Source organism: Ruegeria sp. CDSB113, assembly GCF_059611045.1.
On sequence record NZ_JBXWOU010000003.1, the window covers coordinates 141657 to 154275 of the forward strand.

General features: G+C 57.0%; 11 protein-coding genes, 1 pseudogene and 1 riboswitch. Of the genes and pseudogenes, 5 read left to right on the top strand and 7 right to left on the bottom strand.

All coding sequences use genetic code 11. The features are described 5' to 3' along the window. Positions 1-12 precede the first annotated feature (12 nt). Positions 13-219, bottom strand: a riboswitch (cobalamin riboswitch). Between the two features lie 193 nt (positions 220-412). Beyond that, positions 413-1807 (top strand): bifunctional enoyl-CoA hydratase/phosphate acetyltransferase, encoded by a 1395-nt coding sequence (locus tag AC2FIS_RS07500; protein WP_496772653.1) that lies wholly within the window; start codon positions 413-415, stop codon positions 1805-1807. Beyond that, on the top strand, positions 1800-2972 hold the full coding sequence (locus AC2FIS_RS07505; RefSeq protein WP_496772654.1) for an acetate/propionate family kinase: 1173 nt from the start codon (positions 1800-1802) through the stop codon (positions 2970-2972). Before AC2FIS_RS07500 ends, AC2FIS_RS07505 begins: the two co-directional genes overlap by 8 nt. A gap of 3 nt (positions 2973-2975) precedes the next feature. Here the strand turns inward: AC2FIS_RS07505 and AC2FIS_RS07510 are convergent, their stop codons facing one another. The 7 genes and pseudogenes from AC2FIS_RS07510 to AC2FIS_RS07540 form a co-directional block, all read right to left on the bottom strand. Further along, the gene (locus AC2FIS_RS07510) at positions 2976-3446 is read right to left on the bottom strand and encodes a phage holin family protein (protein WP_058272016.1); all 471 of its coding nucleotides are present in this window, start codon (positions 3444-3446) and stop codon (positions 2976-2978) included. A gap of 10 nt (positions 3447-3456) precedes the next feature. Then, on the bottom strand, positions 3457-3732 hold the full coding sequence (locus AC2FIS_RS07515) for a hypothetical protein (RefSeq protein ID WP_496772655.1): 276 nt from the start codon (positions 3730-3732) through the stop codon (positions 3457-3459). 165 nt (positions 3733-3897) lie between these two features. After that, positions 3898-4563 (bottom strand): D-lyxose/D-mannose family sugar isomerase, encoded by a 666-nt coding sequence (locus AC2FIS_RS07520; protein WP_496772656.1) that lies wholly within the window; start codon positions 4561-4563, stop codon positions 3898-3900. 17 nt (positions 4564-4580) lie between these two features. Next, the gene (locus tag AC2FIS_RS07525; protein ID WP_496772657.1) at positions 4581-5507 is read right to left on the bottom strand and encodes a carbohydrate kinase family protein; all 927 of its coding nucleotides are present in this window, start codon (positions 5505-5507) and stop codon (positions 4581-4583) included. A 37-nt stretch (positions 5508-5544) separates the two neighbouring features. Further along, positions 5545-6546, bottom strand: a complete 1002-nt coding sequence (locus tag AC2FIS_RS07530) for a glucokinase (protein WP_496772914.1) — start codon at positions 6544-6546, stop codon at positions 5545-5547. Between the two features lie 21 nt (positions 6547-6567). Next, positions 6568-7869: pseudogene (locus AC2FIS_RS07535) on the bottom strand (GH1 family beta-glucosidase); the annotation flags it as partial. 3 nt (positions 7870-7872) lie between these two features. Continuing rightward, complete coding sequence (locus AC2FIS_RS07540; RefSeq protein WP_496772659.1) at positions 7873-8904, bottom strand: LacI family DNA-binding transcriptional regulator; 1032 nt, start codon at positions 8902-8904, stop codon at positions 7873-7875. A 216-nt stretch (positions 8905-9120) separates the two neighbouring features. Between AC2FIS_RS07540 and AC2FIS_RS07545 the strand changes: the two genes are divergently transcribed. The 3 genes from AC2FIS_RS07545 (at position 9121) to AC2FIS_RS07555 (ending at position 12616) form a co-directional block, all read left to right on the top strand. Continuing rightward, positions 9121-10389 carry an ABC transporter substrate-binding protein gene (locus tag AC2FIS_RS07545; protein ID WP_058276650.1) on the top strand — a complete coding sequence of 423 codons (1269 nt, stop codon included), beginning with the start codon at positions 9121-9123 and terminating at the stop codon, positions 10387-10389. Positions 10390-10455: 66 nt separating this feature from the next. Then, positions 10456-11463, top strand: a complete 1008-nt coding sequence (locus tag AC2FIS_RS07550) for a carbohydrate ABC transporter permease (protein WP_170418733.1) — start codon at positions 10456-10458, stop codon at positions 11461-11463. A 4-nt stretch (positions 11464-11467) separates the two neighbouring features. Next, positions 11468-12616 (top strand): carbohydrate ABC transporter permease, encoded by a 1149-nt coding sequence (locus AC2FIS_RS07555; RefSeq protein ID WP_496772660.1) that lies wholly within the window; start codon positions 11468-11470, stop codon positions 12614-12616. Positions 12617-12619 lie beyond the last annotated feature (3 nt).

Here is a 12619-nt window from a genome sequence, read left to right on the forward strand (position 1 = left end):
CCCCGCCCCGGGTTGGTTGAACATCGGATGGTAGGTCTCCTGACTTGCGGGTCGTGGCTTGGCCATCCTTCCCGACCCATTTGGGGTCAGTGGGTATTTGGCGTCGCTCACCGCTTACAGTTGCGGGGGCAGTCACGGACTTGGCGCTTGTTGGCAACCTCACCGTATTCCCTTTTCATCCCGTGGCGAACCATAGGGAACCATCGCTGTGATGCTTGCCCGAGTTCCGAATTTGGGTCAAGCGATAATCCGCGCCGCCCCACGCACAGAGGTCATTTGTCATTTGCCAATGATCTGACTACGCTGCGTTGCAGAAATGTAGCAACAAAGGTGGATATGTTCTGGTTCCGGGGGGGCCGCACATCCAATGATTGAAACAACGAACACGCATTCAAAAACAAAGCCGGACGAGATGAAAATTCAAGAAAACAGAACCTATTCTCAACTGAAGGTGGGCGACAAGGCGCAGGTCACCCGATTGTGCACCGTGGACGACTTGTACGCGTTTGCCTCGGCTTCGGGTGACCACAACCCGCTAAATCTGGCGGCCTATGACGGAGATGGAGATGGACACCCCGAGGCTGTCGCGCCCGCTTTGTGGCCCGCGGGTCTGGTGGCTGCAGTCATTGGAAACATCTTACCGGGGGCCGGTACGCAAACACGTCGGGCGGACCTGAGTTTTCATGCTCCGGTTATGGCGGGCGAAGAACTGACCGCCTTTGTGGCTGTTACCGAAAAGCGTGAAGACGGCGACCTGACCTGTTCCGCCGAAGTGCGCCGGGTCGGGGATAACGCATTGATCCTGAGCGGTACCGTACAGGTCACGCCACCGTCGCGGCATTTGACCTTCGACTCGGTCAAGGTGCCGGGACTGATCGTTCAGCGTCACCGGCATTTCGACGCTTTGTTGGAAAGGGTACGTCCTTTGGACCCGATGCCCACAGCGATCGTCGCCCCGGAAGAGCCGAATTCGCTAGGCGGGGCATTACTCGCGTTGGAAAGCGGCATCATTACTCCGATTTTGGTTGGCGACCCGGACAAAATCACCGCCGCTGCTGCCCAGCTTGGGGCCGATTTGTCCGGAGTTGAAATCATTGAAGCGCGAGACCACGAAGTGGCCGCCCAACGCGCGGTCGGGCTGGTCGTTGAAAGTAAGGCCCGGATGCTGATGAAGGGTCATTTGCACACGGATGTGTTGTTACGCGCCGTTCTGCGCAGGGAAAAAGGTCTGAGAACCGGGCGGCGGCTGTCGCATGTGTTCGTGATGGACGTGCCAGGCATGTCTCGACCCATCATGGTTACAGATGCGGCGGTGAATATCGCACCGGATCTCGAAACCAAGGCCGATATCGTTCAGAACGCCATCCATCTTGCGCATTCTATTGGCATCGAGATGCCCAAGGTTGGCGTCTTATCAGCGGTTGAGACCATCAACCCGCATTTACCGTCGTCTGTCGATGCCGCGCTGTTGTCGAAAATGGCCGAGCGTGGACAGATCACCGGCGGACTGGTCGATGGCCCCTTGGCCATGGACAACGCGGTTGATCTGAACGCGGCGCGGACAAAAGGCATCACCTCACCGGTCGCGGGGGTCGCAGACATTCTGGTTGTTCCGAATATCGAAGCCGGCAACATGGTAGCCAAACAGCTGACATATATCTCTCATGCCGAGGCTGCCGGCGTCGTGATAGGTGCTGCGGCACCGATTATCCTGACATCTCGGGCAGATGATGATGCTTCGCGGCTGGCGTCTTGTGCTGTCGCGGCGCTGCATGCAATTGCGAATGAAGGCAAAATCCATGGCTGAACATGTTTTGGCGCTGAATGCCGGGTCGTCCTCGTTGAAATTCGCGCTGTACGAACTGGTCGGGGATCGACGCCCCAGTATGCGCTGGCGCGGTCAGATCGAGCGGCTGGGGGATGCCCCACGCCTGTTGGCCCAATCGGCGGGGGGGCGATCTGTCGATCGCCAGCTGTCTGGGGCTAAAACTCATGACGAGGCCATCAATGCGTTTCTTGAACTTACCCGCGAATACCTGCCAAACATTCACGTCCGGGCCGTGGGCCACCGCGTCGTTCACGGCGGGCCAGTCTATTCGGAACCTGTCGTGGTGGACGAGCACGTCTTTGATACGCTAAGCGGTTTCATTCCCTTCGCGCCTTTGCACCAACCCTACAGCCTTGCGGGTATCAAGGCGGCCGCGGCAGCCTTTCCGGGTACCACCCAGATTGCGTGCTTCGATACCGCGTTTCACAGGACACACCCTTGGGTGAATGATACCTTCGCATTGCCTCAAAGATTCTACGAAAAGGGCGTTCGCAGATACGGGTTTCACGGGCTGAGCTATGACTACGTCTCGCAAAAGTTGAAAGAAATTGCGCCGGGTTTGTACGACGGCCGTGTCGTCATTGCGCATCTGGGAAATGGCGCGTCGATGTGTGCGGTGTCGGGTGGTCGGGCCGTGGCCTCGACCATGGGGTTTTCGGCGCTCGACGGTCTGCCCATGGGCACCCGCAGCGGGCAATTGGACCCGGGGGTCGTGCTTTACATGATGCAGCAAGAGGGGATGGAGGCAGACGAAATCGCCGAGCTTCTCTATCGAAAGTCCGGCTTGCTTGGCCTGTCCGGCATGTCCTCGGACATGCGCACCCTGTTGGCTGCTGACACTCCGGACGCGCGCAAAGCGATTGAGTATTATGTCTTCCGCATCCGCCGTGAACTGGGCGCCTTGTCTGCCGCGCTGGAAGGCATTGACGCTTTGGTCTTTACCGGAGGCATCGGCGAAAATGCCGCCCGTATCCGTCAGATGGTCTGCGAAGGGATGCGCTGGATCGGCATTGATATGGATCCGAACCGAAATGCCGACAACGCTACGGTTCTGTCCACTGATTTCAGCCGGGTACGTATTCTGGCTATTCCCACGAACGAAGAGATGGTGATCGCGCGTGCAGCGGCCAGAATGGCAGAATAACTCCTAATCCGGTTTGTTTTTTCCACGCCGCGCGTATCTGAGCAGAACGCCTAGAACCGTGCTGATAATATCGGGTGACAGCATCCCGATCGGATCGCGCTTTAGGCCGACGATTGTGTTGCGCGCCTCGGCGAAGTTGTCTCGGACTTCGTCCTCGATGTCGTGCAGCGCCATATCCCGCAATTCGACGGCAGCCGAAGTGTCACTTTCGGCGGTCATGGAGTTTGCGACCAGTGCGAGGATCACGGCCAGAACAAGGTTCACCCCGGCCACTATTATCGCGGCCAGAGACTTTGACATGGTCTCGGACAGCCAAAAGAACCCGGCGACGTTCAGCATGATTACTGCAAGCCCAACGGCTAACCCGGCAGCAGCGTAAAAGCCTGTGCGTTTTGCGGCGACGGACAGTTGCCTTTGAGCAATAAGACGCTCGGCTCGCAGGATGATCGAAATGTTGCGTGAAATGCGGTTCATGTTCGGGCTCCTACCGGGAACGGCCTAGAAGATAGCCAAGTGTGAAAATCCCAAGGGCGAATAGGATCGGCCTTTTATGCGGAAACTCCTCAAGCTCTGTCATGACTTCTTCTAATTGCGTTGACCACTCATCCAGGCTTTCGACAATTGCGTCCGTCATCGACTTGTGTGGATCAGCTTGTTGACCGCTGTTCGAATCTGAGACGCCTTCTCGTGCGCTGGATTGTTCGGCCAGCTGGCGCCGCAATTCTGCGACTTCGGCTTCTAGCTGTGCTTTGGTTACCATCACTTGGGTCCTTCGATGGTCGCGCAAAAATCAGGCTCGCGACTTTTTCCTTTGTCGAGGGCCATGTTAATTCGATTTTTTGAATTCGGGAAAGGGTGTTATCCCGATGCAGCGATCAGCACCCGGCCCGGATGTGATCAAGCCTGCGCACGCGCTATCCGTTTATCAATAGTCCGATACCAGCAGGAAATTGGGCTTTGTGTCTTCTTCAATCGTTGCAAAGCGCGGAATGGGATCCTCGAACACATTATCGGTCCGGTCATCGTTGACAGTTGACACCTCGCCAATCAGGCAGTCGCCCTGTTCCGCCCAGAATGCGTGCCAGATACCCGGCATCAGGGTTACGCTCTGACCGGGTTTCAGCCTTAGCAACTCACCAGGTTGGATGGTGACAGGGCAGTTGTCACTGGGAACAACAACCGGGTTATCCCGGTCTATACCGCCGTCCGGGTCCGAGGCATAAATCTCCATGACCAGATCACCGCCGCCCCGGTTGATGATGTCTTCGGCCTTGATGATGTGGCGATGCATCGGGGAGAGTTGTTTGTCCCGAGAAACCAACAGCTTCTCTGCATATAGCATCCCGCGACCTTTTTTCAGATCCTGCACATCGCCATTGCGCAGGGTAAATAGGAACAGGCCGAGCTCATCAAACCGGCCTTGGCCGTAATCGGTAATATCCCACCCGAGGCCGCGGTCACGGATGCCTTGTGCCTGTGCGCTGCGCATTTGTTCCGGCGACCAGTTGGCAAAGGGGGGCAGGACGGCCCCGAACGAGCGTATGAAGGCTTCGGCTTCGGTTTTAATGTCGTTGATATCTGATCTTTTCATCTCGGTCCCTCAGGGGGTCAAAGTTCATGCGCCCAGGGCGGGTTTGCGCCAGCGCGGGAAACGGTGATGGCGGCGACGTCTGCGCCCTTGGCTAACGCCGCGCGCAAGACGTCTGGGCCTAACGTCCGCAGATTGGCCTTGGTCAATCGACCTGCACGGTCCAACTCAGCCAGAACGCCAGCGTTGAATGTGTCACCGGCACCCACCGTATCGACCACCTCGACTGCTTTGACAGGCACCGAAGTTTCAGACCCGTCTGCCAGGTATCCTGACGCTCCATCACTGCCGCGCGTTACGATAACCACGGAAGGTCCTGCTTGCAGGAGTAGTGGGACTTTCTCGGCAAGTGTTTCAGGCCCTGGAACGATCCAGTCCAGATCTTCATCCGAGACTTTCACGATGTCAGATTGAGCGATCATACGGTTCAATCGCGTACGATACCGTGTTTGATCCTTAATAAACCCGGGTCGGATGTTTGGGTCCAGCATGACCGCCCGATCTGATCCGTGACGTTCCAGAAGGGCCGCGTAGGCGTCCGCGCAGGGTTCACATGCAAGACTGATCCCACCAAAATACAAGGCGGATACAGCAGGCAGCTGCTTTGGCATGTCTTCTGGCGTCAACATCCGCCCAGCCGAGTTTTCGTCGACAAAGCTGTAGGTGGCGTGGCCGTCCACAAGCTGTACAAAGGCCAGTGTCGTGGGGCGATCCGATTGGATCACATGGCTTGCTTCCACATGGCTGGCCAGCAGCGCGTCTGCCAATTGCTGTCCGAACATATCTGTCGATAAGCCTGTCAACAGACCCGCCGGCGCGCCCAGCCGACCCAAAGCAATGGCTGTGTTGAAGACGGCACCACCGGAATGGGGCACGAAACCGCGCGAACCCGAGACGGTCGGCTCGGCGATCATGTCGATCAGGGCTTCACCGCAGCACAGAATCATGCCGTGGTCCTTTCTGTAACAGGGTCAGGCGGCCAGTTTACCGCGCGAGCGCACTTTTACAGAAATTGTTAGCGCCAACAATGCCAAATTCATCTTGCTCGGACACATACAGGTTCATTGAACGCCGCAAGTCACTGAACCGCCCACCGGCGTTAAAGGCATCCCGGAACGCATCCTTGAACAGCCACCGGTTTTTCTCGGCGACGCCACCCACAAGGAAAACACCCCCTGTCGGCATGTAGGCGACAGCCAGATCGCCCATAATAGCCCCAAGGTGGGATTTGAACATATGCGCAGTTTTGACCGCAATCGGGTCGGATTCCGCCAGCGCGTCCTGCAGTATATCCTTGGCGCTGCGCCTTGGAGCATCGGTCTGTCCAGCAGCCATGCTGGCGGCTTGGTACAGAATGGGAATGCCGGTGCCGCTGAGGAACATTTCCGCTTCGAGCACTAGGCTGTCATCAAAGAAGCATTCGGGCGCGATATGGCGTGCCGCTTTGAAGACTTCGACCTCATCCTCGTGGCGTGGGGACAGCCCGACATGGCCACCTTCGCCTGACGCGGTATGGTATCGCCCCTGGGAATACAGCAATGCGCCTACGCCGAGGCCAGTGCCGGGGCCCACAACCAGCCGGGTTCCGACCGGCGGTGTTTCAGCCCCTTGCAGGACCTCGACATGATCACCGGTGATTTCGGCGACCGACCAGGCGGCCGCGGTGAAGTCGTTGATAACAAAGGTATGCTGCGCGCCGGTTGCCTTGCCGATGTCGCGTTCGGACAGGTCAAGATGCGCATTTGTCAGGCGGATTGTCCCGTCTTTGACCGGACCTGCTCCAGCCGCGACGACGGCGCGTGGGTCTGTGCCAATCTCGTCGCGCAGGCTGTGGAACGCATCCAGAAGCTCTTGCAACGACCCGGTTGGGTATTTGCGAAGGTCCGTCAGTTGTCCGTTCGAGATGACACCCAGTCGTGTGTTTGTGCCACCGATGTCCGCGACAAGGTTCCAATGCTCGTGCATGGTTCCGGCAGGCTGAGCCATTGGCAGGGAAACGGACCCACCGGACAATGCCGATTTCAGAGCGTTGTACGAGGCTTTGGGCGTCCGTCCGAGCGTGTCGAAATCGACATCCACCAACCCGAAACGTTTTTCATAGCCAAAGGACCATTCGTAATTGTCCAGCAGCGACCAGATGAAATAGCCCTTGACCGGGACGCCTTCGTCCAGCGCGTTTTGAACGGCGCCAAGGTGTTTGTTGAGGTAGTCAATGCGGTCGTCATCTTGCTTGCGTTCCGGGCTCGCCATGCCGTTTTCGGTGACGTAGATCGGCAAGTCGCCGGTATAATCACTCATCGCACGGGTCAGAAAGCGGGTCAGGGCATCGGGTTCAATCTCCCACCCCATCTGTGTTTTGGGAAGCGGGCCGGGTACTTCTTCCAGGCTTGGCCATGCGGTATCTGCAGGCGCGATCAGTTTGCGGGTATAGTAGTTCAGACCACACCAATCGACGGGTGCACCAATGGTGCCAAAGTCGTCTTGCCAGCCGGATGGAAGATGAGGTTCCAACCCGTCCAGAACATTTTGCGGATAGGCTTTTTTGAACACACCACCTAGGAAAAACCGGTTGTAGATCCCGTCATAAAGATCGGCCGCCTTGCGCGCAGCGGGGCTGTCATCGGCAGGTTCGGCCCATTCCAGATTGAACACAGCGCCCAGGTTTGACATGCCCAGACCACGCATCGCCTCAATGGCGCGGCCATGGGCCAGCAGAACATGATGCATGGCCCGTGCCGTCGCGCGAATGTCGCGCATTCCGGGTGCATGGTGGCCTTCAAAATGGCTCAGCCAACTGACACACCACGGCTCATTGATTGGCGCTACACTGTACATGCGGTCGCCGATGCGGCCCATGATGACCTCGGCAAAGTCGGCAAACCAGTTTGCGATATCCCGGTTGCGCCAGCCGCCCAGATCGGCAAGTGGAGACGGCAATTCCCAATGATACAGGGTCGCACAGGGGCGAATGCCGCGTTCCAACAGGGCGTCGGCAAGTCGGTCGTAATAATCCAGACCTGCCTGATTTACCGGGCCACGCCCCTCGGGTAAAACGCGCGCCCAGCTGGTCGAGAATCTGTAGCTATCAAAACCAGCATCACGCACAAGATCGAAGTCTTGGGGGAAGCGGTTCAAGTGGTCACAGGCCAGATCTCCATTTTCGTTTCGCACCACGTTTCCGGGCGAGGCCGCGAAACTATCCCAATGGGTTTTTCCCGCGCCACCCTGTGCGTGCCCTTCGATTTGATAAGCCGAGGTTGCGACACCAAAGAGAAAGTCTTTGGGGAAGTCCGAACGAGTGTATTTCATTTTTCAGAACCTGTTGGGAGCGGGGCCGGTTGAGCCGCCAACTACCAGTTCGGCCTCCAGCAATTTAGTTTTCACCGGGTCTTCCGGAGATTTGATGCGTTCGATCAGCATTTCAGCCGCCATTTCTCCCGCCCTACGTACAGACGATCGTGTAGCGGTGAAAATCGGTACGTCCTGACCATTCTTGAGGTAAGATAAGTCGTCGTCATGGGCGATGACCGAGACATCCTTGCCCATCTTCAACCCCGCTTCGTTAAGCGCGCGACGCACTCCGATAGCGGAAATCATGGAGGCTGTCAGGATGGCCGTAGGTGGGTCATTCAGGTGAAGCATATCGCGGGTTTCATGGTGACCATAAACCTCGGTCATCTCGGCGCTGCGCATCAATTCCGGGTCGGGGGACAGACCTGCCTCATGCAGGGCTTCAAGATATCCGTCGCGGCGACGTTGAGCGAAATCCATATCCTCAAGCCCGTTGATCAGGGCAATGCGGCGATGCCCAAGGTCGATCAGAAACCGGGTGGCGCGCAGGAACGAACTTTTGTTGTTCACGTCGATCCAGTCATAGGGCACGTCCACCCCGGTTGATCTGCCATGAACGATAAAGGGTACGTCCATTCTGGTCAGGACCTCGATCCGGTGTTCGTTGACCTTGGGGCCTTGCAAAACAATACCATCGACCGCGCCACGCTGGAAAAGACTGCGATAGGCTTCCTCGATTGAGGTATCATCTGCGTTGGTGAACATCATGTCATATCCATGATCCGAATACTTGCCTGCAGCACCGGCGACAAAATCACCAAAAATCGGGTTCACCATTTCATGCTGGGATGAAGAGGGAATCACATGCCCTATCACCATCGAGCGCCCTGTTGCCAATCCCTTGGCCCGGCTGTTCGGCCGATAGCCGTGCTTGGCAGCGGCGGCTTGGACGCGAAGGCGCGTATCCTCGTTCACCTCGGGGTAACCATTCAGCGCGCGGCTGACAGTGGTTTGAGATAAACCAAGGATTTCTGAGAGCTGCTTTAGATTCATCTTCGCCTCAAAGCGCCTTCAAATTTTCTAGTTTACAGGTTTGCAGGCGCTTCCCGCCTGGCCGCCACATCTTGCTGGCACTGCATTGAATATTAATAATATGGGCATCAGTAAACAGAATATTGACAAAAATTGAATGTTAGCGGATAAAGTGCTTCAACCAAAGCGCTTTGAAAGTGAGTCTTGAAGGCGCGAGCAAAGTTGGGAGGAAGCTTCATGAAACACTCGCTTTATGCAGGCGCGGCCACGTTCGCCCTGATGGCGGGCGCGGCGTATGCCGACAAGGTCACCGTGTTCGGCCCGTGGCTGGGGCCTGATCAGGAAAATGTCGAAAAGGTTTTGGACGGCTTTGCCGCAGCGACCGGGCATGAGTACAGCTATGTCGGTTCGGACAGCTTTGAGCAGCAGATCAGAATTGATGCCGAAGCTGGATCGGCGCCCAACGTAGCAGTGTTTCCCCAACCCGGTCTGGCGTCAGATATGGCCAAGGCGGGATTCCTGACGCCCCTGAGTGAAGGAACTGCGGATTGGATTCGCGACAACTATGCGGCCGGTCAGTCCTGGGTGGATCTGGGAACCTATCAGGGCCCGGACGGGCAGGACCATCTGTATGGGTTTTTCTACAAGGTCGACGTTAAATCGCTGGTTTGGTTTGTGCCGGAGAACTTCGAAGACGCCGGCTATGAAATCCCAACCACGATGGAGGAGCTGAAGGCGCTGACCGATCAGATCGTTGCAGATGGCGAAACGCCATGGTGCATCGGGCTGGGGTCCGGCGGAGCGACCGGTTGGCCAGCGACTGACTGGGTTGAAGACATGATGCTGCGCACGTTGCCGCCCGAAGATTATGACGCCTGGGTCGCCAACGAATTGAAATTTAACGATCCTAAGGTTGTCGCCGCGATTGAAGAATTCGGAGCGTTTGCGCGCAACGATGATTACGTGGCCGGCGGAGCCGGCGCGGTTGCGACAACTGACTTCCGCGACAGCCCAAAGGGTATGTTCAGCTCGCCTCCGCAGTGTTACATGCACCGTCAGGCCTCGTTCATTCCCGCCTTCTTCCCCGAAGGTACGGTTGTGGGCGAGGATGCTGACTTCTTCTACTTCCCGGCCTATGAAGGTAAAGACCTCGGCAGCCCGGTCCTTGGGGCCGGCACAGTTTGGGCCATTACCAATGACAGCCCGGGCGCGCATGCGCTGATGAAATACCTGGAAACGCCGGAGGCGCATGAAGCCTGGATGGCTCTGACCGGGTTCCTGACGCCGCACAAAGGCGTCGATACCTCGGTCTTCTCAGACCCAACGCTGAAGAAGATGAACGACATTCTTCTGGGGGCCACCACCTTCCGGTTTGACGGTTCCGACCTGATGCCGGGCGGCGTGGGTGCAGGCACCTTCTGGACTGGAATGGTCGACTATACGGGCGGAACACCTGCCCAGGACGTCGCCGACGAAATCCAGTCCTCGTGGGACGCGCTGGACTAAAGCGTCTGAGATTGGGCAACCCGCTCTGTCGGGTTGCCCGAACCTATCGTCGCAAGGGAGAGCGGCATGCACCCGGCATTTCAAGGCCTGCTGACCATCGCCATCGGCGTGTCAGGTTGCGTGGGCTATTTCTATCTATCCAATCAGTTTCTGGACAGAGTTCTGTTCCCGCCTCGGGGGCCGAATGCTGGCCGCAATATCAATCGCGCGAACATGATCCGGCCTTGGTTGTTTCTGTTCCCAGCGCTGGCTGCTTTGGGCTTGTATCTGGCCTATCCGGTTGTCGAAACCCTGCGCCTGTCACTGACGGACCGCGTCCCAGGCGGCGGCTACAAATGGGTTGGGCTGGACAACTATATCCAGATGGCCAAAGAGCCCAAGTTTTGGGAAGCGATGCGCAACAACATGTTCTGGCTGATCATTGTTCCTGCAATGTCGACGGCCTTTGGCCTGTTGGTGGCACAGCTGACTGACCGCATTCGTTGGGGCAACCTCGCCAAGTCGCTGATTTTTATGCCAATGGCGATCTCGTTCGTGGGGGCATCGGTTATCTGGAAGCTGGTCTATGACACTCGTCCGGCTGAACAAGATCAGATTGGCATGCTCAATGCGCTCTATATTTTCTTTGGCGGGACCGAGCCGCAGACGTGGCTGACAATACCGTTCTGGAACAGCTTTTTGCTGATGGTTGTCCTCATCTGGATCCAAACCGGTTTTGCCATGGTTATCTTATCGGCCGCCCTGCGCGGAATCCCCGAGGAAACGATTGAGGCCGCAATTCTGGATGGGGCCAATCCGTTTCAGATATTCTTTCGGATCAAGGTGCCGCAGATCAAAACCACAATCCTTGTCGTCTGGACCACGATTACGATCACCGTCCTCAAGGTCTTTGACATCGTTTTTGCAATGACCAATGGCCAGTGGGAAACGCAGGTCTTGGCCAACTACATGTATGACAAGCTGTTCCGCGCCAACGACTGGGGCGTCGGGTCGGCTTCGGCCATGGTGATCATGCTCCTGGTGGCTCCGATCCTTGTCTGGAATGTGCGCAACGCGCGGAAAGAGATGGAGTAGGGTCATGAGCGATATCGCAGGAACCAAACCCGCCCTTCGCTGGGTCGTCCATGCCTCGGTCCTCTTTCTGGTGGTGCTGTGGGTCGTGCCAACTCTAGGCCTTTTGATCTCGTCTTTTCGCACGGCGGACCAGATCGCAACCAGCGGTTGGTGGCGGTCGTTGTTCCCGTCCGAACAAAATTTGACCCTGCGCAGCGCCGCCCCGGAAACCCAGGTTCTAGAAAACGGGCTGTATGTGATCGAAGGCAATCTGTTTAACGAAGGGACGAAGGCGACAATCTCAAAATGGGGCGTCAGCTCTCGTGCAGTTGATGCCTTTTCCCCAGGAGATACAGCGGAATTGCGCAAGGGCGGCACGATCACGGTAGACGCCACGGGTAATTACCGGATGGAGAACCCAGAAGAGTTCACCGGCAGTCGTGGGTCGCGGGTTTTCGCAACTGCGGAATTGCCGCCTGAATTTACCTTGGCTAACTATCACAAGGTTCTTCTGGCGGAAGACAGTACCGACAGCATGGGGCGGGCATTTTTCAACACGCTGACCGTAACAATCCCGGCGACGATAATTCCAATCCTCGTTGCGGCTTTTGCGGCTTATGCCTTGGCTTGGATGGATTTCCCCGGGCGCGCTTTGATTATTGCGGCTGTCGTTGGTCTGTTGGTTGTCCCGCTGCAACTGGCCCTGATCCCGTTGCTGAAATTCCACCTGAATATCGGGATTGGCAAAGGATATCTGGGGGTTTGGATGGCGCATACCGGGTTCGGGTTGCCTCTGGCGATTTATCTTTTGCGTAATTATATGGCTGGTCTGCCCCGCGACCTGATCGAAAACGCGCGGGTCGATGGCGCGACCGAGTTTCAGATCTTTACCAAGTTGATCTTGCCGCTCAGTTTTCCAGCGTTGGCGTCTTTTGCGATCTTCCAGTTTCTCTGGACGTGGAATGACTTGCTGGTCGCCAAGGTGTTCCTGATCGACGCATCCGGACAGACCACTGTCATGACCAACCGCATCGTCGAGCTTTTAGGCACGCGCGGTGGGAATTGGGAAATCCTTGCCACAGCGGCCTTTGTTTCGATCATCGTCCCGCTGATCGTTTTCTTCGCAATGCAAAAATATCTGGTCCGCGGTCTGTTGGCCGGGTCCGTTAAGTAGAGG

Coding starts and splice junctions, on each gene's coding strand:
- AC2FIS_RS07500 (WP_496772653.1), top strand. CDS start 413: ATGAAAATTCAAGAAAACAGAACCTATTCTCAACTGAAGGTGGGCGAC.
- AC2FIS_RS07505 (WP_496772654.1), top strand. CDS start 1,800: ATGGCTGAACATGTTTTGGCGCTGAATGCCGGGTCGTCCTCGTTGAAA.
- AC2FIS_RS07510 (WP_058272016.1), bottom strand. CDS start 3,446: ATGAACCGCATTTCACGCAACATTTCGATCATCCTGCGAGCCGAGCGT.
- AC2FIS_RS07515 (WP_496772655.1), bottom strand. CDS start 3,732: ATGGTAACCAAAGCACAGCTAGAAGCCGAAGTCGCAGAATTGCGGCGC.
- AC2FIS_RS07520 (WP_496772656.1), bottom strand. CDS start 4,563: ATGAAAAGATCAGATATCAACGACATTAAAACCGAAGCCGAAGCCTTC.
- AC2FIS_RS07525 (WP_496772657.1), bottom strand. CDS start 5,507: ATGATTCTGTGCTGCGGTGAAGCCCTGATCGACATGATCGCCGAGCCG.
- AC2FIS_RS07530 (WP_496772914.1), bottom strand. CDS start 6,546: ATGGCTCAGCCTGCCGGAACCATGCACGAGCATTGGAACCTTGTCGCG.
- AC2FIS_RS07540 (WP_496772659.1), bottom strand. CDS start 8,904: ATGAATCTAAAGCAGCTCTCAGAAATCCTTGGTTTATCTCAAACCACT.
- AC2FIS_RS07545 (WP_058276650.1), top strand. CDS start 9,121: ATGAAACACTCGCTTTATGCAGGCGCGGCCACGTTCGCCCTGATGGCG.
- AC2FIS_RS07550 (WP_170418733.1), top strand. CDS start 10,456: ATGCACCCGGCATTTCAAGGCCTGCTGACCATCGCCATCGGCGTGTCA.
- AC2FIS_RS07555 (WP_496772660.1), top strand. CDS start 11,468: ATGAGCGATATCGCAGGAACCAAACCCGCCCTTCGCTGGGTCGTCCAT.